The 24,874-nt window shown below is 66.5% G+C and carries 23 protein-coding genes and 1 tRNA gene; 4 read left to right on the top strand and 20 right to left on the bottom strand.

Annotation, left to right across the window (positions count from 1 at the left end):
- The 18 genes from L1081_RS06640 to rpsB form a co-directional block, all read right to left on the bottom strand.
- Complete coding sequence (locus L1081_RS06640) at positions 1 to 540, bottom strand: ORF6N domain-containing protein (RefSeq protein ID WP_489415732.1); 540 nt, start codon at positions 538 to 540, stop codon at positions 1 to 3.
- 10 nt (positions 541 to 550) lie between these two features.
- Positions 551 to 1,720: a glutamine-hydrolyzing carbamoyl-phosphate synthase small subunit gene (gene carA, locus L1081_RS06635; protein ID WP_489415731.1), complete on the bottom strand. Its 1,170-nt coding sequence runs from the start codon at positions 1,718 to 1,720 to the stop codon at positions 551 to 553.
- A gap of 188 nt (positions 1,721 to 1,908) precedes the next feature.
- Positions 1,909 to 2,703 (bottom strand): TrmH family RNA methyltransferase, encoded by a 795-nt coding sequence (locus L1081_RS06630; RefSeq protein WP_489415730.1) that lies wholly within the window; start codon positions 2,701 to 2,703, stop codon positions 1,909 to 1,911.
- An 8-nt stretch (positions 2,704 to 2,711) separates the two neighbouring features.
- Positions 2,712 to 3,434, bottom strand: coding sequence for a ribonuclease HII (gene rnhB, locus L1081_RS06625; RefSeq protein ID WP_489415729.1), 723 nt, complete (start codon positions 3,432 to 3,434; stop codon positions 2,712 to 2,714).
- Positions 3,406 to 4,554, bottom strand: a complete 1,149-nt coding sequence (gene lpxB, locus L1081_RS06620) for a lipid-A-disaccharide synthase (protein WP_489415728.1) — start codon at positions 4,552 to 4,554, stop codon at positions 3,406 to 3,408. Before lpxB ends, rnhB begins: the two co-directional genes overlap by 29 nt.
- An 18-nt stretch (positions 4,555 to 4,572) precedes the next feature.
- A complete protein-coding gene (lpxA, locus tag L1081_RS06615) occupies positions 4,573 to 5,361 on the bottom strand; it encodes an acyl-ACP--UDP-N-acetylglucosamine O-acyltransferase (RefSeq protein WP_489415727.1) in 789 nt (262 codons plus the stop codon).
- Positions 5,362 to 5,383: 22 nt separating this feature from the next.
- Positions 5,384 to 5,851, bottom strand: coding sequence for a 3-hydroxyacyl-ACP dehydratase FabZ (fabZ, locus tag L1081_RS06610; RefSeq protein WP_307701376.1), 468 nt, complete (start codon positions 5,849 to 5,851; stop codon positions 5,384 to 5,386).
- 5 nt (positions 5,852 to 5,856) lie between these two features.
- On the bottom strand, positions 5,857 to 6,834 hold the full coding sequence (gene lpxD, locus L1081_RS06605) for a UDP-3-O-(3-hydroxymyristoyl)glucosamine N-acyltransferase (RefSeq protein WP_489415726.1): 978 nt from the start codon (positions 6,832 to 6,834) through the stop codon (positions 5,857 to 5,859).
- A gap of 14 nt (positions 6,835 to 6,848) precedes the next feature.
- On the bottom strand, positions 6,849 to 7,391 hold the full coding sequence (locus L1081_RS06600) for an OmpH family outer membrane protein (protein WP_489415725.1): 543 nt from the start codon (positions 7,389 to 7,391) through the stop codon (positions 6,849 to 6,851).
- Positions 7,392 to 9,827: an outer membrane protein assembly factor BamA gene (gene bamA / locus L1081_RS06595; protein ID WP_489415724.1), complete on the bottom strand. Its 2,436-nt coding sequence runs from the start codon at positions 9,825 to 9,827 to the stop codon at positions 7,392 to 7,394.
- Positions 9,828 to 9,865: 38 nt separating this feature from the next.
- Entirely contained in the window at positions 9,866 to 11,236 is a 1,371-nt protein-coding gene (rseP, locus tag L1081_RS06590; RefSeq protein WP_489415723.1) for an RIP metalloprotease RseP, read from the bottom strand.
- Positions 11,237 to 11,260: 24 nt separating this feature from the next.
- The gene (gene ispC / locus L1081_RS06585; RefSeq protein ID WP_489415722.1) at positions 11,261 to 12,448 is read right to left on the bottom strand and encodes a 1-deoxy-D-xylulose-5-phosphate reductoisomerase; all 1,188 of its coding nucleotides are present in this window, start codon (positions 12,446 to 12,448) and stop codon (positions 11,261 to 11,263) included.
- Positions 12,445 to 13,290 (bottom strand): phosphatidate cytidylyltransferase, encoded by an 846-nt coding sequence (locus L1081_RS06580; RefSeq protein WP_489415721.1) that lies wholly within the window; start codon positions 13,288 to 13,290, stop codon positions 12,445 to 12,447. Before L1081_RS06580 ends, ispC begins: the two co-directional genes overlap by 4 nt.
- A gap of 36 nt (positions 13,291 to 13,326) precedes the next feature.
- A complete protein-coding gene (uppS, locus tag L1081_RS06575; protein ID WP_489415720.1) occupies positions 13,327 to 14,070 on the bottom strand; it encodes a polyprenyl diphosphate synthase in 744 nt (247 codons plus the stop codon).
- A gap of 8 nt (positions 14,071 to 14,078) precedes the next feature.
- Positions 14,079 to 14,648, bottom strand: coding sequence for a ribosome recycling factor (gene frr / locus L1081_RS06570; RefSeq protein WP_012747710.1), 570 nt, complete (start codon positions 14,646 to 14,648; stop codon positions 14,079 to 14,081).
- Between the two features lie 13 nt (positions 14,649 to 14,661).
- Positions 14,662 to 15,384 carry a UMP kinase gene (gene pyrH / locus L1081_RS06565; RefSeq protein ID WP_018905021.1) on the bottom strand — a complete coding sequence of 241 codons (723 nt, stop codon included), beginning with the start codon at positions 15,382 to 15,384 and terminating at the stop codon, positions 14,662 to 14,664.
- A gap of 102 nt (positions 15,385 to 15,486) precedes the next feature.
- Positions 15,487 to 16,410: a translation elongation factor Ts gene (gene tsf, locus L1081_RS06560; RefSeq protein ID WP_319426236.1), complete on the bottom strand. Its 924-nt coding sequence runs from the start codon at positions 16,408 to 16,410 to the stop codon at positions 15,487 to 15,489.
- Between the two features lie 80 nt (positions 16,411 to 16,490).
- Positions 16,491 to 17,243, bottom strand: a complete 753-nt coding sequence (gene rpsB / locus L1081_RS06555; protein ID WP_489415719.1) for a 30S ribosomal protein S2 — start codon at positions 17,241 to 17,243, stop codon at positions 16,491 to 16,493.
- Between the two features lie 222 nt (positions 17,244 to 17,465).
- On the opposite strand from rpsB, the gene L1081_RS06550 reads away from it, so the two are divergent.
- The 3 genes from L1081_RS06550 to L1081_RS06540 are packed head-to-tail and all read left to right on the top strand — an operon-like array spanning position 17,466 to position 21,599.
- The gene (locus L1081_RS06550; protein WP_489415718.1) at positions 17,466 to 18,791 is read left to right on the top strand and encodes an amidase; all 1,326 of its coding nucleotides are present in this window, start codon (positions 17,466 to 17,468) and stop codon (positions 18,789 to 18,791) included.
- Between the two features lie 52 nt (positions 18,792 to 18,843).
- Positions 18,844 to 20,097, top strand: coding sequence for a D-amino acid dehydrogenase (locus L1081_RS06545; protein ID WP_489415717.1), 1,254 nt, complete (start codon positions 18,844 to 18,846; stop codon positions 20,095 to 20,097).
- A 44-nt stretch (positions 20,098 to 20,141) separates the two neighbouring features.
- On the top strand, positions 20,142 to 21,599 hold the full coding sequence (locus L1081_RS06540; protein ID WP_489415716.1) for an NAD(P)H-hydrate dehydratase: 1,458 nt from the start codon (positions 20,142 to 20,144) through the stop codon (positions 21,597 to 21,599).
- Positions 21,600 to 21,605: 6 nt separating this feature from the next.
- Here L1081_RS06540 and L1081_RS06535 read toward each other — a convergent pair whose 3' ends face one another.
- Both L1081_RS06535 and rnr read right to left on the bottom strand, forming a co-directional pair.
- Positions 21,606 to 22,370 (bottom strand): SDR family oxidoreductase, encoded by a 765-nt coding sequence (locus L1081_RS06535; protein ID WP_018905025.1) that lies wholly within the window; start codon positions 22,368 to 22,370, stop codon positions 21,606 to 21,608.
- 58 nt (positions 22,371 to 22,428) lie between these two features.
- A complete protein-coding gene (rnr, locus tag L1081_RS06530) occupies positions 22,429 to 24,696 on the bottom strand; it encodes a ribonuclease R (RefSeq protein WP_049808409.1) in 2,268 nt (755 codons plus the stop codon).
- Between the two features lie 80 nt (positions 24,697 to 24,776).
- On the opposite strand from rnr, the gene L1081_RS06525 reads away from it, so the two are divergent.
- Positions 24,777 to 24,861 (top strand) — tRNA-Leu (locus L1081_RS06525).
- Positions 24,862 to 24,874 lie beyond the last annotated feature (13 nt).

Genomic DNA, 24,874 nt, shown 5'->3' with positions numbered 1-24,874 from the left:
TTATTTGTCCTTGGTGAAACCGATGCCGCGGCCGCTGTAAGCGCCCGGCTTCGGCTCATCCATCAATTGATGGATCGCGTTGAATACATCGCGAAAGTTCTGGTCGTATCGCTGTTCCAGCGCATTCAGCTTGCGCTTGAGATCGGCGTGCTCCGACAGCATGCTGCGCAGCTTGACGAAGGTACGCATGATCTCGATGTTGACGGCCACGGCGCGTTCGCTGCGCAGCACGCTCGACAACATGGCCACGCCCTGTTCGGTGAAGGCCACGCTGCGGTAGCGCGCGCCGCCGGAGCCAGGCTTCTCGGGCTTTGAGATCACAAGCTGTGATCTCAAAGCCTCGAGGTCGTGGTTCTCGAGGGTGAAGGCGAAATCCGCCGGAAAACGATCGAGGTTGCGGCGCATGGCCTGCAACAGCACCCGGGTCTCGACGCCATAGAGCGCGGCAAGGTCCTGCGCCAGCATGACTTTCAGGCCGCGCAGCACATAGATCTTGCCCTCGGCATCGCGCAATGCGGCGAGCACCGAGACGTCGAGCACCGCGGGTGCATCAGCCACGTGCCTGCTCCATGAGCGCGGTGAAGCGGTCGAACAGGTAGCCGATGTCGTGCGGGCCGGGCGAGGCTTCCGGGTGGCCCTGGAAGCAGAACGCCGGCTTGTCGGTGCGCGCAAGGCCCTGCAGCGTGTTGTCGAACAGGCTGATGTGGGTGGGGCGCAGGTTGGCCGGCAGCGACTTTTCATCGACCGCGAAGCCATGGTTCTGGCTGGTGATGCTCACGCGGCCGTTGTCCAGGTCCTTCACCGGATGGTTCGCGCCGTGGTGGCCGAACTTCATCTTGAAGGTCTTGGCGCCCGAGGCCAGCGCCATGATCTGGTGGCCCAGGCAGATGCCGAAGGTGGGAATGCCGGTCTCGATCAGTTCCTTGACCGCGCTGATGGCGTAGTCGCAGGGCTCCGGGTCCCCCGGGCCGTTGGCCAGGAAGATGCCGTCAGGCTTGAGCTTGAGCACGTCGGCCGCGGGCGTTTGCGCCGGCACCACGGTGATGCGGGCACCGCGCTGAGCGATCATGCGCAGGATGTTCTTCTTGACCCCGTAGTCGAAGGCCACGACGTGGAACTTCGGCGTGATCTGCACGCCGTAGCCCGCGCCCAGCTTCCATTCGGTCTCGGTCCATTCGTAGGTCTGCGTGACCGACACCACCTTGGCCAGGTCGAGCCCGGCCATGCTCGGTGCGGCCTTGGCGGCGGCGATGGCCTTGTCGACCAGCGCCTGGGTCACGGCCTCGCCCGCGGCCAGGCCCAGGATGCAGCCGTTCTGCGCGCCATGGGTGCGCAGGTGGCGCGTGAGCTTGCGGGTGTCGATGTTCGCGATGGCCACCGTCTTGCCGGCCACGAGGTATTCGCTCAGGGTGGCGGTCTTGCGGAAGTTGGAGGCAACGAGGGGCAGGTCCTTGATGATCAGGCCCGCGGCATGGATCTTGTCGGCTTCGATGTCTTCCCCGTTGACGCCGTAGTTGCCGATGTGCGGATACGTGAGCGTCACGATCTGCTGGCAGTAACTCGGGTCGGTGAGGATTTCCTGGTAACCGGTCATGGCGGTGTTGAACACCACCTCGCCGGTCGTGGAGCCGGCGGCTCCGATCGAATTGCCTTGAAAGACCGTGCCGTCTGCGAGCGCCAGGATGGCGGGCGGGAAACTTCCCTTGAGAGACAAAAGCACTGGGTTCTCCGGATGGTTACGGTCGCCCGGAGCCCCAGGCGCGTTGCCTGCGGACTGCTGCTTAAGGGGATTTTGGCGTTAAAGGCGGCCGGGCGACGCTATTGCGAGTAAGCCCCCGATTGTAGCCCGGCGGCATCGCCCTCTCGCCTTGCAGGGCCGGAAAACATTCGCGCCCCATGCCTATAAGATCAGCGAGCCGCCTGGGCAAGCGCCGCCGCACCGCTCGCATGCAGGCAGATCGCCGCCGCGGCCGCCACGTTCAGCGACTCCTCCCCGCCAGGCTGCGCGATCCGGATGTGAAGGCCGGCGCGGGCTTCCAGCGCCGGCGAAACGCCCTGCCCTTCATGCCCCAGCAGCCATGCGCAAGGATGCGGCAGCCTCGCCTGGTGCAGCCAGTCGCCCCGGTGGGAACTGGTGGCCACCAGCGGCACCTTCAGTTCGTCGAGCGCATCGGCTTCCACACCTTCGATCAGCCGCAGCCCGAAATGCGCGCCCATGCCGGCACGCAGCACCTTCGGCGCCCACAAGGCCGCCGTGCCCTTGAGCGCGATCACCTGCTTGAACCCGAAAGCCGCCGCGCTGCGCAGGATGGACCCGGCGTTGCCGGCGTCCTGCAGGCGGTCGAGCACCACGCTGGGTGCATCGGGAAGCAAAGCCGGCCGCTCCGGCAGATCCAGCACAAAGCCCATCGGCGCAGGCGACTCCAGGCCGCTGACGGCCCGCAGCAGATCGTCGTCGATCACTACCGTTTTGATAGCAGAGCTCACCCATTCGGCGGGCGCCGATGGCCAAAAGGACTCCGAAAAGACGGCGACCGCAGGCCGGATGCCGCGCGCAAGCGCCGCCCGGCAGAGATGGTCGCCTTCGAGCCAGACGCGGCCCAGCTTGCGGTAGGCACCCGGGTCCTGGGCCAGCTTGCGCAGGTCCTTGAGCAGCGAGTTGTCGCGCGAACTGATGTGGTTCGCGCCGGTGGGGCTGGTCATGCTTCGACTCAGGACGCGGTGCGCAGGTCGAGGTGCACTGTCTCGACCGCTGGCATTTCGATCGGAGCCGGCATCGTGGCATCGAGCACAAGCGGCGCCGCACCGTCCGCGGTGCGTGCCAGCGCCGCGGCCACTGGGCTGAACGACCTGCGGTGATGAATGCACGCGCCATGGCGCTGCAGCGCCTCCAGGTGCTCCGGCGTGCCGTAGCCCTTGTGGCCGGCAAAGCCATAGTGCGGGAACTCGACATGCAATTGCTCGCACAGCCGGTCGCGGTGGACCTTGGCCAGGATCGAAGCGGCGGATATCGCCTTGACCCGCGCATCGCCCTTGACGATGGCCTCGGCCAGCACGTCCAGCGTGGGCAGGCGGTTGCCGTCGACCAGCACCTTGGCGGGCTTCAGGCGCAGCCCTTCGACCGCGCGGCGCATGGCGAGCATGGTGGCCTGCAGGATGTTGTGGGTGTCGATTTCCTCGACCGTGGCCTGCGCCACCGAGCAGCACAGCGCCTTGGCAAGAATCTGGTCGTGCAGGCGTTCACGCTGCAGGGCCGTGAGCGTCTTGGAATCGGCCAGGCCGCGGATCGGCCGCTGGTCGTCCAGGATGACAGCCGCTGCCACGACCGGGCCGGCCAGCGGCCCGCGGCCCGCCTCGTCAACGCCCGCAACGAGGCCTGGCGCGTCCCACACGAGGGCCGCCTGCTCAGCCTTCAAGAACTTTCTGGATCGCATCGGCGCAAAGTGTGGGCGTATCGCGCTGCAGTTGCACGTGCAGCTCTGAAAATTTTTGTTGCAGCGTCCGCGTTTTTTCGGGCGCATCGAGCCAGGCCAGCGTGGCGTCGGCCAGCGCCTGCGGCGTGGCGGCCTCCTGCAGCAGCTCGGGCACCACGAATTCGCGCGACAGGATGTTGGGCAGGCCGACCCAGGGCTGGAGCTGCTTGCGCTGCATCAGGCGCCATGACAGTGCATTCATGTTGTACGCGATGACCATCGGCCGCTTGAACAGCGCCGCCTCGAGCGTGGCGGTGCCGCTGGCGATCAGGGTGGCGTCGCAGGCGGCCAGCGCGGCATGCGACTGGCCGTCGAGCAGTTGTACCCGGCCCGCCGCGCCGCTGGCCTGCAGCAGCGCCTCGACCTCGACGCGCAGCCCCGGCAGGATCGGCGCGACGAACTGGAGTGCCGGCCGTGTCTTGAGCATCTGCGCCGCGGCGGCAAAAAAACGGGCGGCAAGGTAGCGCACTTCCGAACGGCGGCTGCCTGGCAGCAAGGCCACGACCTGCGCATCCGGCGCGAGGCCGAGGGCCGCGCGGGCCCCGGCGCGGTCGGGCGCCATCGGAATCACATTGGCCAGCGGATGGCCGACGTAGCTGCCCTGCACGCCATGCTCGGCCAGCAGCGCCGGCTCGAATGGAAAGATGCACAGCACGTGGTCCGCCGCGGCCCGGATCTTTTCGATGCGATCGGCACGCCAGGCCCAGATCGACGGGCAGACGAAGTGCACGGTCTTCATGCCGCGGCTGCGAAGTCCGGCTTCGAGATCGAGATTGAAATCGGGGGCGTCGACGCCAATGAAGAGTTCGGGCCATTCGCGCAGCAGCCGCGCCTTGAGCTGGCGCCGAATGCCGGCGATCTCGGCATAGTGACGCAGCACTTCGATGTAGCCGCGCACCGCGAGCTTTTCCTGCGGCCACCAGCTCTGCAGTCCGTGCGCGAGCATGCGGGGCCCGCCGATGCCCATGGTCTGGAGCGAGGGCCAACGCGCCTGCAGGCCGTCGAGCAGAAGGCCGGCCAGCAGGTCGCCGGAAGCTTCTCCCGCGACCAGCGCGAAGCGTCGCTGTTCGTCCTTGCCCATGGCGCTGCCTGTCTTACTTCAACGCGCGATGCCGCGTGTCGATTGGGCCAGGAACTGCTCCATCAGCGCCACGTCTGCAGCTGCCTCCGGCGTTTCGGCAGCCAGTGCGGCGATGCCGGCGCGCGCGTCTTCGAGCGTCTTGCCCTGTCGGTACAGCAGGCGGTGCATCTGCTTGACCGCGGCCAGGCGCGGCGCCGAAAAATCGCGGCGGCGCAGGCCCACCACGTTGAAGCCGCGCACCGCCAGCGGATTGCCGTCGACCAGCATGAAGGGAGGCACGTCCTGCGACACGGCGCTGGCAAAGCCGACCATGGCATGGGCACCGACCGAGACGAACTGGTGGATGCCGGTCAGACCGCCGATCGTGACCCAGTCGGCCAGGTGTACGTGGCCGGCCAGCGTGGTGTTGTTGGCCAGCGTGGTGTGGTCATCGACACGGCAGTCGTGCGCGATGTGCGTGTACGCCATGATCCAGTTGTCGTTCCCCACCCGCGTGACGCCGCCCGCGCCCGGCACGCCGAGGTTGAAGGTGCAGAACTCGCGGATGACGTTGCGGTCGCCGATGACGAGCTCTGTAGGCTCGCCGGCGTATTTCTTGTCCTGCGGAATAGCGCCGAGCGAGGAAAACTGAAAGATCCGGTTGTCGCGGCCGATGGTGGTGCGCCCTTCGATCACGCAATGCGCACCGATGGTCGTGCCGGCGCCGACCCGCACGTACGGGCCGATCACGGTGTAGGGCCCGACCGAAACGGAGGCGTCCAGCTGTGCCTTCGAGTCGACGAGCGCTGTGGGATGAACCTGCGTCATGCCTTGTCGTAACCGCCCAGGATCAGTTGATCTGGCGCATCGCGCACATCAGCGTGGCCTCGCAGGCCAGTTCGCTGCCCACCAGCGCGCGGCCCTTGAACTTGGAGATGCCGGCCTTCATGCGCTCGATCTCGACTTCGAGCGTGAGCTGGTCGCCGGGCTCCACAGGGCGCTTGAAGCGCGCGCCGTCGATGGCCGCGAAGTAGTAGACGGTGTTGTCATCGGGCACGATGTCGAGCGAATGAAATGACAGCAGTGCGGCCGCCTGCGCCATGGCTTCGAGCATGAGCACGCCCGGCATCACCGGACGGTGCGGAAAGTGGCCGTTGAAGAACGGCTCGTTCATCGTCACGTTCTTGAGCGCCGTGATGCGCTTGCCCTTTTCCATGTCCAGCACGCGATCCACCAGCAGGAACGGGTAGCGGTGGGGCAGCAGCTTGAGGATTTGATGGATATCGAGCGTCGTCGTCATGATTTTCTGTTCCTGCATCGTCTTCACTTTTTCTGAGGGGCCTTTTCGAGCGCCTTGAGTCGTTCGCGCAGGCTGTGCAACTGCTTGAGCGTTGCCGCGTTCTTTTCCCAGTTCGCATTGTCGTCGATGGGGAACATGCCGGTGTATTGGCCGGCCTTGCGGATCGAGCGGGTCACCACGGTTGCCGCGGACACATGAACTCCGTCGGCCACCGTCAGATGGCCGAGCACGATCGCACCGCCGCCAAAGGTGCAGTGCGCACCAATGGTGGCGCTGCCCGCCACGCCGACGCAGCCGGCCATGGCGGTGTGCTTGCCGACATGCACGTTGTGGCCGATCTGGATCAGGTTGTCGAGCTTGACGCCGTCCTCGATCACGGTGTCGTCGAGCGCGCCGCGGTCGATGCAGGTATTGGCGCCGATCTCGACGTCGTTGCCGATGCGCACCGCGCCCAGTTGCTCGATCTTGACCCAGGCGCCCTCGTGCGGCGCCAGTCCGAAGCCGTCGGCGCCGATCACCACACCCGGATGCAGCAGGCAGCGCTCGCCGACCACGCAGTCTTCGCTGATCGTCACGCGCGACTTGAGGACCGTGCCGGCGCCGATGCGCGCGCCCCGCTCCACCACGCACAAGGCACCGATGCGCGCCGTGGTGTCCACCAGGGCCTCGGGATGGATCACTGCGGAGGGATGGATGCGGTCGGCCTCGGGCCGCGCGTGATGCGCCTTCCACAGCTGCGTGAGGCGCGCGAAATAAAGGTAGGGATCGGCCGCGAGAATGAACGCCCCGCGCGCGGCCGCGGCCTCGCGCATGGCCGGTGCGACGATCACGCAGGCGGCCTTGGACGCCGCCAGTTCCTGCTGGTATTTGGGATGGCTCAGGAAGCTGAGCGCATCGGGCTGTGCGTTCTGCAGCGGCGCAAGCCGTTCGATGGACAGTGCCGGGTCCCCGTGAAGCTCGCCCCCAAGGGCGCTGACAATGGCTCCGAGCTGCAGTCCCACGCCGATTCGCGGCGTTACTTGCCGGCCGAAGGAGCAGCGGTCGAGGCGTTCAGGGCCTTGATCACCTTGTCGGTGATGTCGTGCTTGGGATTGATGTAGATCGCTTCCTGCAGGATGGCGTCGTACTTTTCAGCCTCGGCCACCTGCTTCACGACGCGGTTGGCGCGTTCGTAGACCTGCTGGAGTTCTTCGTTCTTGCGCGCGTTCAGATCTTCCTGGAACTCGCGGCGGCGGCGCTGGAAATCGCGGTCCTGGTCGACCAGCGCGCGCTGGCGTGCGGTGCGCTGGCTTTCGGACAAGGTGGGAGCTTCGCGTTCGAACCGTTCGGAGGCCGTCTTCAGTGCTTCGCCCTGAGCCGTGAGATCCTTTTCGCGCTTGAGGAATTCAGCCTCGAGCTTGGCTTGCGCCGCCTTGGCCGGCTGCGCCTCGCGCAGCACACGATCCGGATTCACGAAGCCGATGCGAAAGGTTTCCTGCGCCTGGGCCGCAGGCGCAGCAGCCAGCGCGAAAACGGGGACCAACAACGCGCCAACGGCGGCGCGAATCAAATGCTTCATTTAGAAAGACGTTCCGATCTGGAATTGCAAGCGCTGGATTCTATCCTTCGGGATCACGACGAAGCCGGTGGCCGGATCCAGCACTTCCTTCTGGGACTTGACAGGGAAGGCGTAGGCCAGGCGCAGCGGACCGAGCGGCGAGATCCAGCTGATGCCGAGACCCACCGAGGCGCGCAGCTTCTTCTGGGCATCGTACTGCGCGTCCGTGATGCCGGGGGCGCGCGAGCCGAACACGTTGCCGACATCGAAGAAGCCATAGAGGCGCAGCGTGCGGTCGTTGCCGGCGCCCGGGAACGGAGTACTGAGTTCGGCATTGAACACGGCCTTCTTGGTGCCGCCGAGCGCGGCGCCTTCCGTCTGCCAGGGCAGCGGCACGTCGCGCGGGCCGAGCGAATTCTGCTCGAAGCCGCGGATGGAACCCAGGCCGCCGGCATAGAAGTTCTTGAAGATCGGGTAGTCCTTGCCGCCGAGGGGCTTGGCATAGCCGATGTCTGCGTTGATCGCAAACGTGTATTGCTTGTTGATTGCGAAGAACTGCTGGAACTGGTAGTTCGTCTTGATGTACTTCATGTCGCCGCCGACGCCCAGTTCGACGTTGGCACGCTGCAGGCGCCCGGTGGTCGGGATCAGCGCGCTGTCGCGGCTGTCGCGGCCCCAGCCGATGGTCAGCGGAACACCCCACACGCTATCCCGGTTGCACTCGGTCACGAACAAGCCGCTCGCATCCCTCGAGCATTGGAAATAGCGCAGGTAGGACGCCGGCGTGAAGAGTCCCGAGAACGAGGTCGACGAGTTCGGCTCGAACGCATAGCGCTCGAGCCCGACACCGAAGAAGACCGTGTCGACTTCGCTGAACGGCACGCCGAAGCGGATCGACGCGCCCTGGTTGACCAGCTTGTAGTCGCCATCGCGGGTGGTCGAATACGGGCGCGTGGTGGTGTGGTAGACGCTGATCGTGCGCGAGATGCCGTCGTTGGTGAAGTACGGATCGGTGGTGGTCAGCGACAGCGTGCGGTTGTACTTGCTGGTGTTGACCTGCACGCCCAGGAAGTTGCCCGAGCCGAAGACGTTCTCTTGCGAGATGCCGAAGGTCAAAGCCACCTTTTCCGCGCTCGAGTAGCCGGCGCCCAGCTGCAGGCTGCCGGTGGGCTTCTCGGCCACGTTGACGACCAGGTCGACCTGGTCGGGCGAGCCCGGGATTTCCTGGGTTTCGACGTTCACTTCGGTGAAGAAGCCCAGGCGGTCCACGCGGTCGCGCGAGAGCTTGATCTTGTCGCCGTCGTACCACGAGGCCTCGAACTGGCGGAACTCGCGCCGGATCACTTCGTCGCGCGTCTTGGCGTTGCCGCCCACCGCCACGCGGCGCACGTAGACGCGGCGCGAGGGTTCGGCTTGCAGGGTCAGCGTCACGCGGTTGTTGACGCGGTCGATTTCCGGGCGCGCCTGCACGCGCGCGAACGCGTAGCCGAAGGTGCCGAAATAGTCGGTGAAGGCCTTGGTGGTTTCGGTGACCTGCTCGCCGTTGTAGGGCTCGCCGGGCTTGATGGTCACGAGGGACTTGAACTCCTCGTCGCGGCCGAGATAGTTGCCGTCGAGCTTGACGCCGGCCACCACGAACTTCTCGCCTTCGGTGATGTTGACGGTCACCGACAGGTCCTGCCGGTCCGGCGAGATGGCGACCTGGGTGGAATCGATGCGGAACTCGAGGTAGCCGCGCGTGATGTAGTACGAGCGCAGCGTTTCCAGGTCGGCGTTGAGCTTGGAGCGCGAGTACTGGTTGGACTTGGTGTACCAGCTCATGAAGCCGCCGCTGTCCTGGTCGAACAGGCTCAAGAGCGTCGATTCGCTGAAGGCCTTGTTGCCGACCACGCGCACTTCGCGAATGCGTGCGGAATCGCCTTCAGTGACGGTGAACGTGAGATTGACGCGGTTGCGCTCGATCGGCGTGACCGTGGTCACGACCTGCGCGTTGTAGAGGCTGCGGCTCACGTACTGGCGCTTGAGCTCCTGCTCGGCACGGTCGGCCAGCGCCTTGTCGTACGGGCGGCCATCGGCCAGGCCCACTTCGCGCAGCGCCTTCTGGAGTGCGGCCTTGTCGAATTCCTTGGTGCCGACGAAATCGACGTCGGCAATGGTGGGACGCTCCTCGACGATCACCACCAGCACATTGCCGTTGACATCGATGCGCACGTCCTTGAACAAACCCAGGTCGAACAGCGCACGGATGGCGGCGGATCCGCGCTCGTCGCTGTAGGTATCGCCTACACGCAGCGGCAGCGATGCGAAGATCGTGCCGGGCTCGACGCGCTGCAAGCCCTCGACGCGAATGTCACGCACCGTGAAGGGCTCGACGGCCCAGGCTGCCGTGGCCGCCAACGCGCTGGCCACCACCGCGGCAACGCTACGCAGGCGAAAGCGACTGAAGTTTGTGTTCATCTGTGAATTGGGCCGGCGCGGAAAGGGCCGGCAGAAAGTTAACCAAAGAGCCGCGTGACGTCGTTGAAGAGTGCAACCGACATCATGACCAGCAGCAAGGCGACACCGCCGCGCTGAAGCCGTTCCATCCAGGCGTCAGAGACGCTCTTGCCGGTCAGGCCCTCCCAAAGATAATACATCAGGTGTCCTCCATCGAGGACCGGCAGCGGCATGAGATTGAGCACGCCAAGGCTCACGCTGATCAATGCAAGGAATACCAGGTACTGGGTCAGCCCGAGGCTCGCGGACTTGCCCGCGTAGTCGGCGATCGTGAGCGGCCCGCTCAGATTCTTGAGCGAGGCTTCGCCGATCACCATCTTGCCCATCATGCGAACGGTCAGCGCCGACACCTCCCAGGTACGCACGATGCCGCGCCAGACGCCGTCGACAGGACCTTGGCGCACCGTCACCATTTCAGGCGGCGCACCGACATAGGCGCCGATGCGGCCGACCTTCGCGGCGCCCTCCTCGCGCAGTTCAGGCCTGACCTCGAGTTCGATCGACTGGCTGCCGCGCTGCACCTGCCAGGTCTGCGAGCGCGGCTGGTCGCCGTCGACCGAGGTCCGGATCAGCTCGCGCAGCTGCTGCCCGTCGACAATGGGCACATTGCCGACGCTGCGGACCAGGTCGCCGCTGCGAAGGCCCGCGCGCTCTGCCGCGCTACCGGCCATCACCTGGCCGATCTCGGGCCGCGTCAGCGGTGCGAGCACGCCGATCTTGCGGAACATCTGCGGGTCGGCGTCCTTGGCCTCCATGAGACTCAGCGGCAGCACGACCTGCCGACCGGGCCGGCCACCCTCGCCCGCCACTTCGAGCGTCAGGTCCCGGCCGTCGAGCGCGCCGCGCGTCATGCGCCAGCGAAGGTCCTCGAACGACTGCACGGGCTCCAGGTCGCCCTCGAAGCCGGCGCGCGTGATGTGCTCGCCGCCGCGCAGGCCCGCCGCTTCCGCCAGCGATGCCGCCACCGGACGCGCCAGCTTGGCAACTGGCTCCTCGACCCCGATCCAGTTGACGGCCGTGTAGAGCACCACGGCGAGCAGCAGATTGGCAATGGGCCCGGCAGCGACGATGGCCGCGCGGGAACGCAGCGGCTGCGTGTTGAAGGCGCGGTGCCGGTCTTCCGGCGCCACCGGCCCTTCGCGCTCGTCGAGCATCTTGACGTAGCCGCCGAAGGGAAACGCGCCGATGACGAACTCGGTTTCCTGCCCCGGATGCTGCCGCTTGGGCTGCCAGCGGAAGAGCGTCTTGCCGAAGCCCACGGAAAACCGCAGCACCTTGACGCCGCAGGCGACGGCAACGCGGTAGTGGCCGTATTCATGCACGGCGATCAGGAGGCCGAGTGCAACCACGAAAGCGATAACGGTGAGCATCCGGATCCTCTGTTGGCGGGAGTGTCAGGCCGCGAAGCGCAGCGCCGCGGCATTGGCCGCCGCCCGGGCGCTGGCGTCGAGCGCCAGCAGGTCGGCCAGCGATGCGGGCTTGGAGGGGCTGACGGCTTCCAAAGTTTCCATGTTGACCGCATGAATGCGATCGAAGCGCAGGCGCCGATCAAGAAAGGCCTCGACCGCGACTTCGTTGGCCGCGTTGAGCACCGCCGTGGTCCCCGGCGCCGCGCGCAGCGCATGCCAGGCGAGGCCCAGCCCGGGAAACAGCGCCGCGTCGGGGGCGTCGAAGCTCAGCGAGGCCATCTGGCGGAAATCGAGGCGCGCCGCGCCGCTCTCGATGCGCTCGGGCCAGGCCAGGCCGACAGCGATGGGCACCCGCATGTCGGGCGTTCCCAGCTGGGCAATGACCGATGCATCGGTGAACTGGACCATCGAATGCACCACGCTCTGCGGATGGATGACCACCTCGATCTGCTCGGGCAGCACGCCGAACAGATGGCGCGCCTCGATCACCTCGAGCGCCTTGTTCATCATGGTGGCGGAGTCGACCGATATCTTGCGGCCCATGACCCAGTTCGGGTGCGCGCAGGCCTGCTCGGGCGTGACCGTGCCCAGCGTGTCGGGCGCGCGCGTGCGGAACGGGCCGCCCGAGGCCGTGAGAATGATCTTGTCGATACGCCGCGGCCAAGTCGACGGATCTTCGGGCAGCGACTGGAAGATGGCCGAGTGTTCGCTGTCGATCGGCAGCAGCGTGGCCCCGCCCTCGCGCACGGTGCGCATGAAGAGCTCGCCGCCAACCACCAACGCCTCCTTGTTGGCCAGCAGGAGTCGCTTGCCGGCGCGCGCGGCGGCCAGGCAGGGCGCCAGGCCCGCAGCCCCCACGATGGCCGCCATGACGGCGTCGACCTCTTCGTGGGACGCTATTTTTTCAATAGCATCGCCGCCACTCAGCACGGTGGTCTTGAGATTGTTCTGTTCTAACTTTTCCGCCAGCAGCGCCGCATGCGGCGCGCTCGCCATGACCGCATAGCGCGGCGAAAACCGCGCGCATTGCGCCAGCAGCTCGTCGACCTTGGTCGATGCGGAAAGCGCGAAGACCTCGAAGCGCTCCGGGTGCCGCGAAATGACATCGAGCGTGCTGACGCCGACCGAACCGGTCGAGCCCAGCACCGTGATGCGTTGTTTGGGTGTGTTCACAGGAAAGCCAGCATCATTGCAATGGGAAGTGCCGGCAAGAGGGCATCCACGCGGTCGAGCACGCCGCCGTGGCCCGGCAGCAGGCTGCTGCTGTCCTTGGCGCCGGCACTGCGCTTGATCAGCGATTCGACCAGGTCGCCAACGACGCTGATGGCGGCGAGAAACAGCACCCCGACCAGCAGCAGCCACCAGCCGCGCTCGTACAGCCGTGTGTAGAGGCTGGCCACCGTCGCGCCGGCAGCCCTGTCGGCCCACACCCACGCAAAAGCCAGCACCACGACGCCCGCCATGCCGCCCCATACGCCTTCCCAGCTCTTGCCGGGACTGATGGCGGGCGCGAGCTTGCTGCGCGTGAACTTGAGGCCGAAGGCGCGGCCCGCGAAATACGCGAAGACGTCCGCCACCCAGACGAGCACGAGGATCGAAAGCAAAAAGTTGATGCCGACCATGCGTGCCTGCACGGCCGCGAGCCACGCCACCCAGAGTGCCAGCAACCCGCCGACCAGCCGCAGCCCGCGGGGAATACGGGGCCAGCCCGGCACGGCCACCCGCAGCAGCGCGGCACCGCCGAGTACCCAGGCCGCACCGGCCAGCAGCCACATGAGCAGCAGCGACCGATCGAGCAGCCCGAGCCACCAGGAGAGCGCACACAGCGCCACGGTTTCCACGCCGAGGAAGACCGACAGCCGCTGGCCATAGCCGTTGAGGCGGCCCCACTCCCATGCGCCGGCGCCGATCAGCACCAGCATCACGCAGGCGAAGGGAACGTGCGACGGGTAGAAGAGCGCCGGCAGCAGGATCGCCAACAGGACGATGGCCGTAAGGATGCGTTGTTTGAGCATGCGGCTGGGCGGCTGGAGGGGCGGGCCGTGAAGCCCTCAGGCCAGCTGGCGATCGGGTGCGGAGCCGCTGCCGGCCGTGACTTGCGCCGAGGTCTTGCCGAAGCGGCGCTCGCGCGCCTGAAATGCGGCAATTCCCGCATCGAGTTCGGCCTGGTCGAACTCGGGCCAGAGCTTGTCGCTGAAGAAAAGCTCCGCGTAGGCGCTTTGCCACAGCAGGAAGTTCGACAGCCGCTGCTCGCCGCCGGTGCGGATGAGAAGGTCGGGGTCGGGCACGTGCGCGAGGGCCATCGCGCGGTCGAGATTCGCTTCGGTGAGCGCCTCGCCCTGCTCGGCCAGCTTGGCCGCGGCGCGGGCAATGTCCCAGCGGCCGCCGTAGTTGAAGCACACGTTCAGGACCAGCTTGGTGTTCTGCGCGGTGGCGGTCTCGGCGTCGACCAGGCCTTGCACCATTTTCTTGGAGAGCCCGGCGCGCTCGCCGACGAAATGCAGTTGTACGCCGTCCCGGCTCAGCTTGGGCACTTCGCGCGCGAGTGCGCCCACCATGATTTCCATGAGGCCCGAAACTTCTTCGGGTGGACGGTTCCAGTTCTCCGACGAAAAAGCGAAGACCGTGAGAATGCCCACGCCGCGGTCGACACACGCCTTGACGCAGCGCCTGAGCGACTCGACGCCCTGCTTGTGTCCTGCCACGCGAGGCAGGAATCGCCGCGTGGCCCAGCGTCCGTTGCCATCCATGACGATGGCAATGTGGTGGGGAATCTGCAGCGAAGACGAGGCCATGCGCAGCCTCAAACGGCCATGATCTCCGCTTCCTTGGCCGCGACCAGGCGGTCGATTTCCGCGATGTGGCGGTCCGTGACCTTCTGGATCTCGGCTTCGGCGCGCTTCTGGTCGTCTTCGGAGGCGAGCTTTTCCTTCACCAGCTTCTTGACCGACTCGTTCGCATCGCGGCGCAGGTTGCGCGTGGCGATCTTGGCGCTTTCGCCTTCGTTGCGGACCAGCTTGGTCATTTCCTTGCGGCGCTCCTCGCTCATCGCGGGAAGCGGCACGCGGATCAGGTCGCCCATCGAGGCCGGGTTCAGGCCCAGGTCGCTTTCGCGGATGGCTTTCTCGATCTTGGCGCCCATGCCCTTTTCCCAGGGCTGGACGCTGATCGTGCGCGAGTCGAGCACCGACACGTTCGCCACCTGGCTCAGCGGAACCTGCGAGCCGTAGTACTCGACGTGGATCGAGTCGAGCAACGCGGAGTTGGCGCGGCCGGTACGGATCTTGGTGAGGTTGTTCTGGAACGCAGCAAGCGACTGGTTCATCTTGGCGTCGGTCGCGCTGCGGATTTCTGCAATGGTGGGGGTCGTCATCTCAAATTACTCCTCAGGCATGCACCAGCGTGCCTTCGTCCTCGCCCATGACGACGCGCTTGAGCGCGCCGTTCTTGAAGATCGAGAACACCTTGATCGGCAGCTTCTGGTCGCGGCACAGCGCGAAGGCCGTGGCGTCCATGATGCCGAGATTCTGCGCGATAGCCTCGTCGAAAGTGAGCGACGAATAGCGCGTTGCATCGGGATGGGTCTTCGGATCGGCGGAATAGACGCCGTCGACCTTGGTGGCCTTGAGCACCAGCTCGGCGCCGATCTCGGCACCGCGCAGCGCGGCAGCCGTGTCGGTGGTGAAGAACGGATTGCCGGTGCCCGCGGCAAACACCACGACCTTGCCCTCCTCGAGGTACTGCAGCGCCTTGGGCCGCACGTAGGGCTCGACCACCTGCTCGATGGCAATGGCGGACATGACGCGCGCCACCAGCCCCTGCTTGTTCATGGCATCGGCCAGGGCCAGCGAATTCATGACGGTGGCCAGCATGCCCATGTAGTCGGCCGTCGCGCGGTCCATGCCGACCGAGCCTCCCGCGACGCCGCGGAAGATGTTGCCGCCGCCGATCACGACGGCGACTTCCACACCCATGTTCACCACTTCCGCCACTTCTTCGACCATGCGGACGATGGTGGCGCGGTTAATACCAAAGGCATCGTCTCCCATCAATGCCTCGCCCGACAGCTTCAACAAGATTCGCTTGTGGGCTGGACGGGGATCAGACATGGGCAATTTCCTTACTTGGGTTGGCGGGGGCGAGTGTAGAACGAGGCGGTGAAAAAGCGGCGGCACACACGGGTGCACCGTCGCTTTGGGGCGTAACAGTTTTTACGCGGCGGCCTTGGCGGCAGCCACCTGGGCTGCAACTTCGGCGGCGAAGTCGTCGACCTTCTTTTCGATGCCTTCGCCGACCACGTAGAGCGTGAAGCCCTTGATGCTGGTGCTGGCGGCCTTGAGCATCTGCTCGACGGTCTGCTTGTCGTTCTTCACGAACGGCTGGTTGTGCAGCGAGACTTCCTTGAGGTACTTCTGCACGCCGCCTTCGATGCGCTTGGCAACGATGTCGGCAGGCTGCGGCTTCTTGCCTTCGGCTTCGGCCGTCTTGCGGTCTTCCTCGGCCTTGCCAGCGGCCACGGCACGCTCTTTTTCGATCAGGTCGGCTGGCACGTCGGCGGCCGAGATGGCAACCGGCTTCATGGCGGCGATGTGCATTGCCACGTCCTTGGCCGAGGTGTCGTCGCCTTCGAACTCGACCATCACGCCGATGCGCGTGCCGTGCAGGTACGAAGCCAGCTTGCCGTTGCCGGCAAAGTGCTTGAAGCGGCGGAAGCTCATGTTCTCGCCGATCTTGCCGATCAGGCCCTTGCGCACGTCTTCGAGCGTGGGACCGAAGCCGTCCTGCTCATAGGGCAGCGCGCCGAGCGCGGCGATGTCCGCGGGGTTGTGCTTGGCGACCAGCATCGCGGCAGCGTTGGCCATGGCCAGGAAGCTGTCGTTCTTGGTGACGAAGTCGGTTTCGCAGTTGATCTCGATCATGCCGCCGGCAGCGCCATCGACGAACGCCGTGACCACGCCTTCGGCGGTAATGCGGCCCGAGGCCTTGCCAGCCTTGTTGCCGAGCTTGATGCGCAGCAGCTCTTCGGCCTTTTCCATGTTGCCGTCGGCCTCAGTCAGGGCCTTCTTGCATTCCATCATGGGCGCGTCGGTCTTTGCGCGCAGTTCGCCGACCATGCTTGCGGTGATTGCAGCCATTGTTCTATCTCCGTGTCCAAAAAATCAGATTAAAAAAAAGGGGCACCAAGCCCCTTCTTCAGGCGCGTGAGAGCACTCGATCAGGCCGAGGCACCCTCTTCGACTTCGACGAATTCATCGCTGCCTTCGGCAATGGCCTTGACCACGTCACCGGTGGCGCTGTTGCGGCCTTCGATGATCGCGTCGGCGATGCCGCGAGCGTAGAGCGTGACGGCCTTCGACGAGTCGTCGTTGCCCGGGATCACGTAGTCGATGCCTTCGGGCGAGTGGTTGGAGTCGACCACGCCGATCAGCGGAATGCCCAGCTTCTTGGCTTCGGCCACGGCGATCTTGTGGAAGCCCACGTCGATCACGAAGATGGCGTCGGGCAGCGCGGTCATGTCCTGGATGCCGCCGATGTCCTTCTCGAGCTTCTCGATTTCACGGGTGAAGGTGAGCTGCTCTTTCTTGCTCAGGCTGTCGAGGCCGGCTTCCTGCTGGGCCTTCATGTCCTTCAGGCGCTTGATCGAGGTCTTGACCGTCTTGAAGTTGGTCAGCATGCCGCCGAGCCAGCGGGTGTCGACGAAAGGCACGCCGGCGCGGCGGGCTTCGGCAGCCACGATTTCACGGGCCTGGCGCTTGGTGCCGACCATCAGGATCGTGCCGCGGTTGGCGGTGAGCTGCTTGGCGTACTTCATCGCATCCTGGAACATCGGGAGCGACTTTTCCAGGTTGATGATGTGAATCTTGTTGCGATGGCCGAAGATGTACGGGGCCATCTTGGGGTTCCAGAAGCGGGTTTGGTGACCGAAGTGGACACCGGCTTCCAGCATTTCGCGCATGGTGGTGGACATTGAAAATTACTCCAAAGGTTGGGTCTAAAATCCAGCCCGTTTTGTGCTTCCTTCGAATGGAATCACAACACCTTGATTGGGCCGGTTTGCGGATGTGTTTGGCTGGGTGCGACGAAAGCCGTCACATGTTCAGCGAAACCCAAAGAGTATAGCACGGCCCTCCCTGCCCTTTCTCCTTGCCCCACCCCGGAACCGAGCCGTCCGCGCCCTCGCAGCCCACCCATGAACGATCTCCACGCCACCCGTCTGAATCTTCTGGCAGGTGGCACCGATACATGCACCGAATTGGAGCGCGCCATCGGCATTGCCCAGTCCCCCGCGTGCCGCCACGTGTTCACCCGCACGCTCTTCGACGAAGCCCGCCGGCAGGTCGCCGGCACGGTGCCGCAGAGCCGGCTCGCCGGACTCGCATTCACCGCCAAGGACCTGTTCGACATCGAGGGGCAGCCGACTCCGGCGGGCTCCGTGGTGCTCTCGCACGCGCCGGCCGCCAAGGCCGATGCCGTCGCCGTGGCGCGGCTGCGCGCCGCGGGCGGCGTGCTGACGGGCCGCACCAACATGACGGAATTCGCGTTCTCCGGCGTGGGCGTCAACCCGCACCACGGCACGCCGGCCAACGCGAGCGATGCCGCCATGCCGCGCATCCCGGGCGGCTCGTCCTCCGGCGCCGCCGTTTCGGTCGCCACCGGCGCGGCCTTCATCGGCCTGGGGTCCGACACGGGCGGCTCGATCCGCATTCCCGCGGCGCTAAACGGCATCGTTGGCTTCAAGAGCACCGCCCGGCTGGTGCCGACCCAAGGCGCCCTGCCGCTGTCGACTACGCTCGACACCGTCTGCGCCATGACGCGCTCGGTGCGCGACGCCATCACGGCGCACGAGGTTCTCGCGGCACGCCGCGTGACCGCCGGTGCGGCCACCCTGGAGGCGTACCGGCTTGCCGTGGTGAAGAACGTGTTCTTCGACGGCATCGAGCCCGCGGTGGCGCGGGCTTTCGAAAATGCACTGCAAACACTGCGCGACGCCGGCGCCCGGATCGAGGAGATCCAGCTGCCGGAACTCGCGCAGCTGCAGGCCATCAACGCCACGGGCGGTTTCTCGGCGGCCGAGTCGTACGCCTGGCACCGGCTGCTGCTCGAGCGCAGCGGCGCCGGCTACGACCCCCGCGTGGCCCAGCGCATCCTCAAGGGCGCCGCCATGAAGGCGCACGAATACATCGATCTCGTGCATGCCCGGCAGGCCTGGATCGCCCGCGTCGAAGCAGCGCTGTCGCCCTTCGACGCGGTGCTGTCGCCCACCGTGCCGATCACCGCGCCCGCCATCGCGAGCGTTGCGCCGGGTGCCGAGCGCGACGACGAATTCTTCCGCATCAATGCGCTGCTGCTGCGCAACCCGTCGATCGTCAACATGCTCGACGGCTGCGCCATCTCGCTGCCCTGCCATGCCGCCGGCGAGCTGCCGGTGGGCCTGATGCTGTGGCATGCCGCACTACGTGACGACGCCGTTCTGGCGGTTGCGCTGCAAGCGGAACAAGCGCTGCAAAAACAATAGCTTCACGCACCGATCGACGGGCGCCGGCCATCTCTTCTTACTCAAAAATTCAATGAAAATCGCGATCGTGGGCGCCGGCATCATCGGCGTCACAACCGCCTGGGAACTGGTTTCGGACGGCCATGAAGTTTCCGTGTTCGAGCGCCGCGGCGCCGCTGCCGAGGAAGCCAGTTTTGCGAATGCGGGAGTGGTCGCGCCGGGCTATGTCACGCCCTGGGCGGCGCCGGGCATGCGCGCCAAGGTGCTGCGCTCCCTGCTGTCGCCGCACGGTGCCATCAAGCTGCGCTGGCCGCTGAGTTCGCGCGACCTCGGCTGGATGTCGCGCTGGCAGAAGGCCTGCAAGCTCGAAACCTACCTGGCGAACCGCGCCCGCATGCAGCGCCTGGCGTTCTACAGCCGCACCCGGCTGCACGAAGTGACCGAAGCGCGCGAACTGAGCTACGAGCGCAGCGACGGCTACCTCGTTCTGCTGCGCTCCAAGCGCGAGAAAAAACTGGTCCAGCCGGGGCTCGAGGTGCTGCGCGCGGCGGGCAGCGTCTTCAGGGAGGTCGACGCAGACGAGGCCCGCCGCATCGAGCCTGCCCTCAGCACCGACACGGCGCTCGCGGGTGCGATCCACCTGCCCGAGGACGAAGTGGCCAACTGCCGCCAGTTCGCGCTGCTTCTCAAGTGGGAAGCCGAGGCGCTCGGCGCCCAGTTCCATTTCAATTGCGACATCGCGCCGCTGAGCCGCGCGGAGCCCACTTCCGTCTCGCTCGCAAGCGGCTCGCCGCCGCTGCGCTTCGATGCGGTTGTGGTGTGCGCCGGCCTCGCCTCGGCGACGCTGCTGCGGCCGCTCGGGCTGCGGATTCCATTGGCGCCGGTGTACGGCCATTCGATCAGCGCACCGATCCGCGAATCGCTCAACGCGCCGCGCAGCGCCGTGATGGACGAACGCTACAAGGTCGCGATCTCGCGCCTGGGCCAGCGCGTGCGCGTGGCCGGCAGCGCCGAGATCGGCGGCTCCCTGAGCACCATGAACCCCTCCGCCGTGCAAACGCTCTACAAGGTGCTGCACGACTGGTTTCCGGGCGCGGCAACGCTGCAATCGGGTGTGCAGCAATGGAAGGGCGCGCGCCCGATGCTGCCTGACGGGCCCCCGGTGCTCGGCGCCAGCGGGGTGCCGGGCGTCTGGCTCAATCTGGGCCATGGTTCGAGCGGATGGGCGCTGTCATGCGGCAGCGCACGCGTGGTGGCCGACCTGATCGGCGGCCGCGACGCAGGCGTCGACCTCGAGGGCCTGGGCATCGAGCGGCTCGGCCAGTAGGCACAACGGCGGCTGCGCACGCGCCAGGCGGGCAGAATCGGCCCATGCAACGCATCACGCCCGCCACCGTCTGCGGCTTGTTCGACATCGCGGCAACGCGTCGCATCGAACAGAAAGCGGCAGCCGCCCTGCCTCCTCACGCGCTGATGCAGCGCGCAGGCCTGGCCGTGGCGCGGCTCGCGATGGCGCTGGCGCCGCATGCGCGGACGATCTGGATTGCCTGCGGACCGGGCAACAACGGCGGCGACGGATTCGAAGCTGCTGCGCAGTTGCGGCACCGCGGCTTCCTGCCGATCGTCACCTTCGCGGGCGATGAGACCCGGCTGCCACCGGATGCCGGCGCCTCGCTGCAGCGGGCCCGCGATGCCGGCGTGATCTTCGCGCCGGAGCCGCCTGCGAGTTGCGAGCTGGCGATCGACGCGCTGCTCGGCATCGGATCGAGCCGGCCGCCCGCGAATGCCATGGCCGATTGGCTGCGGCGGATGCATGCGATGGCCGCTCCGGTGCTCAGCGTCGACGTGCCATCGGGGCTGAATGCCGACACTGGTGTTTCAAGCGCCGCGCCTCATGCGGCCGTCGCTTCGCGCCGCTTCTGCCTGACTTTCCTGACCCTCAAGCCCGGCCTGTTCACGGCGCAGGGCCGCGACGCGGCGGGCACCATCTGGTTCGACGAACTGGGCTGCAGCGGCACCGGCGAAGCACCGGCCGCGCGCCTGGCGGGAGCACCGGCGGATGCCCAGCGCAGCCACGCCTCGCACAAGGGCAGCTATGGCGATGTCGCGGTGATCGGCGGCGCATCCGGCATGGCGGGCGCCGCGCTGCTGGCTGGATCCGCTGCGCTGCATGCGGGCGCGGGACGCGTGTTCGTCGGACTGCTCGACGCGAGCGCAGCCCCGGTCGACCCGGCCCAACCCGAACTGATGCTGCGAGACGCCAGGTCGCTCGATCTCTCGGGCATGACGGCGGTCTGCGGATGCGGCGGCGGCACGGACATCCGTGCGGTGCTGCCGCGCGTACTGGCGACAGCGGCCGCGCTGGTGCTCGACGCCGATGCATTGAATGCCATCGCAGTCGACGGCGCGCTGCAGGCCCAGTTGGCATCGCGTGCGCGGCGTGGCAGGCCGACGGTGATCACTCCGCACCCACTCGAAGCCGCACGCCTGCTGGATTGCGCGGCCGCCGACATCCAGGCCGACAGGCTCGCAGCCGCCCGCGAGCTCGCGTCACGCTTCGGTGTGGTTGCCGTGCTCAAGGGTTCGGGAACGGTGATCGCCGAGGGCGGCACGCCGCCGACAGTCAACCTGACCGGCAACGCCAGGCTCGCAACCGCCGGCACGGGCGACGTGCTCGCGGGAATGATCGGCGCCGTATTGGCGGCGCGGCGGCCGCCGTTCGAAGCGGCCTGCGAAGCCGTCTGGCGCCACGGCCACATCGCCGACACCTGGCCGGCCGGCGCGCCGCCGCTGACGGCCAGCGCGCTGGCGCGGCAGGCGCCCTGCTGACGAGTTCTAGCCGCGTCCGACGAAGGGCATCTTCGTCGCCATGACCGTATGGAACAGCACATTGGCTTCCAGCGGCAGGTTCGCCATGTAGAGCACCGACTGGCCCACGATCTTCACGTCCATCAGCGGCTCGATCGCGAGTTCGCCGTTGGCTTGCGGCACGCCCTTGGCCATGCGCGCGGCCAGTTCCGTCATGGCGTTGCCCACGTCGATCTGGCCGACCGCGATGTCGTACTTGCGCCCATCGAGCGAAGCGGTCTTGGTGAGGCCCTCGACCGCGTGCTTGGTCGCGGTGTACGCCGCGGAATTGGGCCGTGGCGCGGTGGCCGAGATGGAGCCGTTGTTGATGATGCGGCCGCCGCGCGGCGTCTGCGCCTTCATCGTGCGGAACGCCTGCTGGATGCAGAAGAACATGCCGCTCAGGTTGATGTCGACCACGCCGCGCCACTGCTCGGGCGTCCAGTCTTCGAACGGACCCGGCGGATTGCCCACGCCGGCGTTGTTGAACAGCAGGTCGACGCGGCCGAAGCGCTCCACCGCGGCGGCGAACAGCGCCTGCACCGATTCCGCATTGGCCACGTCGGTGGGCACTGCGAAGGCACGCGCACCGGCGCCAGACTCTTCCGCCACCTGTTCCAGCGGCTCGAGGCGGCGCCCCGCCAGGGTCACGCTCCAGCCATCGGCCAGCAGCGCCAGCGCTGCGGCGCGGCCGATGCCGGTGCCGGCGCCCGTGACGATCGCGATGCGGCCCTTGTTGTTTTCCACGCTCATGCTCGGTGTCTCCTTCTCGGTTTGTCTGTATGGACGGGATGCAGTGCTGCGTTGCGCATCATGCGCGCCGCGGCTTGCGGCCCTTCATCTTGTTGGCAGCCTTCTTGACGGCCGACTTGAAAGCCTGCATTGCCGACTGGGGGCCCGCCGCCGCGACGGTCGCGCTGCGCTCGACGCGCTGCTCGGACACGGCTTCGGCCTTGTGGCGCGAGCTGCGCTTGGCCGATGCCTTGACCGGCACGCCGGCCGGGGCTGCGCCCTTGTCCTTCATGGCGCGCGTGGTGAGGTCTTCGCCTTCGCGCACGAGGCGGAAATCGATCTTGCGCCCGTCCAGGTCGACGCGGCTCACCTGCACCCGCACGCGGGTGCCGATGGCGTAGCGAATGCCGGTGCGCTCGCCGCGCAACTCCTGGCGCATCTCGTCGAACTTGAAGTATTCGCCGCCGAGTTCGGTGATGTGCACCAGGCCCTCGACGTACATCGCATCGAGCGTCACGAAGATGCCGAAGGTCGTGGCCGCCGTGACGACGCCGCCGTACTCTTCGCCCAGGTGCTCGCGCATGTACTTGCACTTGAGCCAGGCTTCGACGTCGCGGCTGGCTTCGTCGGCACGGCGCTCGTTGGCGCTGCAATGCAGGCCGGCCGCTTCCCAGGCCAGCACTTCCTTGGTCGGCGCGACGGTGGCTTTCTGCGGCTTGGTGGTCGGCGCCTTGACGCGCGAGGCCAGCCGCTTGGCGAGCTTGGCATGCGCCTCGCCCGGCGTTGGCAGCATCGGCAGCTGATAGCGCGTCTTGCCGAGAATGGCCTTGATCACGCGATGCACCAGCAGGTCGGGGTAGCGCCGGATCGGGCTCGTGAAGTGCGTGTAGGCCTCGTACGCAAGGCCGAAATGGCCGCTGTTGATGGGCGTGTAGATCGCCTGCTGCATCGAACGCAGCAGCATGGTGTGGATCTGCTGCGCGTCGGGGCGCTCCTTGGTGGCTTCGGCAATCGCCTGGAATTCGCCGGGCCGCGGATCGTCGGTGATGCTCAAGCCCACGCCCATGGCCTTCAGGTAGCCGCGCAGGATTTCCTTCTTCTCGGGCGTCGGGCCTTCGTGCACGCGGAACAGGCCCGGGTGCTTGCCTTCGGCGATGAAGTCGGCGCTGCACACGTTGGCCGCGAGCATGGCTTCTTCGATGAGGCGGTGCGCCTCGTTGCGCGTGCGGGGCACGATCTTCTCGATGCGGCCCGCGTCGTCGCAGATGATCTGCGTCTCGGTGGTTTCGAAGTCGACCGCGCCGCGCTTGCCGCGCTGCTTGAGCAGCGCCTTGTAGACGTCGGCCAGGTTCAGCAGGTCTTTGACGCGGTCCTTGCGCTTGGCGGCCTCGGGGCCGCGCGTGTTGCCAAGAATGGCGGCCACTTCGGTGTAAGTGAAGCGCGCATGGCTGAACATCACGGCCGGGTAGAACTGGTAGGCGTAGATCTCGCCATCGGCCGCCACGAGCATGTCGCACACCATGCACAGGCGTTCGACCTCGGGGTTCAGCGAACACAGGCCGTTCGAGAGCTTCTCGGGAAGCATCGGAATCACGCGGCGCGGAAAGTAGACGCTGGTGGCGCGATCGTAGGCATCGATGTCGATGGCCGAGCCGGTCTGCACATAGGCGCTGACGTCGGCAATGGCCACCAGCAAGCGCCAGCCCTTGCCGCGGCCGACCTTGGCGGGTTCGCAGTACACGGCGTCGTCGAAGTCGCGCGCGTCCTCGCCGTCGATGGTGACCAGCGGAACGTCGGTCAGGTCGATGCGCCCTTTCTTGTCGGCGGGGCGAACCTTCTCCGGCAACGCCTTGGCTTCGGCCAGGCAGGCCTCGGAAAACTCGTGCGGCACACCGTACTTGCGCACTGCGATCTCGATCTCCATGCCGGGATCGTCGATCTCGCCCAGCACTTCCTTCACGCGCCCGACCGGCTGGCCGAACAGCGCCGGCGGCTCGGTGAGCTGCACCACGACCACCTGCCCCACCTTGGCGGGCCCGGTGGCACCCTTGGGGATCAGGACGTCCTGTCCGTAGCGCTTGTCTTCGGGCGCAACGAGCCACACGCCACCTTCATGCAGCAGGCGGCCGATGATCGGCTGCTCGGGGCGCTCGACGATTTCGACCACCCGTCCCTCGGGACGTCCGCGCCGATCCTGCCGCACCACGCGCGCCTTGACGCGGTCCTTGTGCAGCACCGCACGCATCTCGTTCGGGGGCAGATAGATGTCGGCTTCGCCGTCGTCGCGCTGCACGAAACCGTGTCCGTCGCGATGCCCTTGAACAGTTCCTTCAAATTCATCCAGCAGACCGCTGGAATGGCCATTATTTTTGATATGATTCTCTCTTTCCTGAAATTCAAAACATAACTGCTTCGGCAGCTATGTGGGCCCAGATGGCGGAATTGGTAGACGCACTAGTTTCAGGTACTAGCGAGTAACATCGTGGAGGTTCGAGTCCTCTTCTGGGCACCACCCCTACCAAGCT

This window comes from Variovorax sp. MSC1_012, assembly GCF_023667525.1.
In the GTDB taxonomy this organism is placed as follows: Bacteria; Pseudomonadota; Gammaproteobacteria; order Burkholderiales; family Burkholderiaceae_C; genus Variovorax; species Variovorax beijingensis_B.
This window is presented reverse-complemented; position numbering and strand designations above follow the sequence as displayed.

Bases quoted from the DNA above. Each gene is read 5' to 3' on its own strand.
- lpxA (WP_489415727.1), bottom strand. From the start codon at position 5,361: ATGACGCAGGTTCATCCCACAGCGCTCGTCGACTCGAAGGCACAGCTG.
- L1081_RS06550 (WP_489415718.1), top strand. From the start codon at position 17,466: ATGAACGATCTCCACGCCACCCGTCTGAATCTTCTGGCAGGTGGCACC.
- L1081_RS06630 (WP_489415730.1), bottom strand. From the start codon at position 2,703: ATGACCAGCCCCACCGGCGCGAACCACATCAGTTCGCGCGACAACTCG.
- uppS (WP_489415720.1), bottom strand. From the start codon at position 14,070: ATGGCCTCGTCTTCGCTGCAGATTCCCCACCACATTGCCATCGTCATG.
- L1081_RS06535 (WP_018905025.1), bottom strand. From the start codon at position 22,370: ATGAGCGTGGAAAACAACAAGGGCCGCATCGCGATCGTCACGGGCGCC.
- bamA (WP_489415724.1), bottom strand. From the start codon at position 9,827: ATGAACACAAACTTCAGTCGCTTTCGCCTGCGTAGCGTTGCCGCGGTG.
- lpxB (WP_489415728.1), bottom strand. From the start codon at position 4,554: ATGGGCAAGGACGAACAGCGACGCTTCGCGCTGGTCGCGGGAGAAGCT.
- tsf (WP_319426236.1), bottom strand. From the start codon at position 16,410: ATGGCTGCAATCACCGCAAGCATGGTCGGCGAACTGCGCGCAAAGACC.
- rpsB (WP_489415719.1), bottom strand. From the start codon at position 17,243: ATGTCCACCACCATGCGCGAAATGCTGGAAGCCGGTGTCCACTTCGGT.
- fabZ (WP_307701376.1), bottom strand. From the start codon at position 5,851: ATGCAGGAACAGAAAATCATGACGACGACGCTCGATATCCATCAAATC.
- frr (WP_012747710.1), bottom strand. From the start codon at position 14,648: ATGACGACCCCCACCATTGCAGAAATCCGCAGCGCGACCGACGCCAAG.
- L1081_RS06600 (WP_489415725.1), bottom strand. From the start codon at position 7,391: ATGAAGCATTTGATTCGCGCCGCCGTTGGCGCGTTGTTGGTCCCCGTT.
- L1081_RS06545 (WP_489415717.1), top strand. From the start codon at position 18,844: ATGAAAATCGCGATCGTGGGCGCCGGCATCATCGGCGTCACAACCGCC.
- rnhB (WP_489415729.1), bottom strand. From the start codon at position 3,434: ATGCGATCCAGAAAGTTCTTGAAGGCTGAGCAGGCGGCCCTCGTGTGG.
- pyrH (WP_018905021.1), bottom strand. From the start codon at position 15,384: ATGTCTGATCCCCGTCCAGCCCACAAGCGAATCTTGTTGAAGCTGTCG.
- rseP (WP_489415723.1), bottom strand. From the start codon at position 11,236: ATGCTCACCGTTATCGCTTTCGTGGTTGCACTCGGCCTCCTGATCGCC.
- L1081_RS06580 (WP_489415721.1), bottom strand. From the start codon at position 13,290: ATGCTCAAACAACGCATCCTTACGGCCATCGTCCTGTTGGCGATCCTG.
- L1081_RS06540 (WP_489415716.1), top strand. From the start codon at position 20,142: ATGCAACGCATCACGCCCGCCACCGTCTGCGGCTTGTTCGACATCGCG.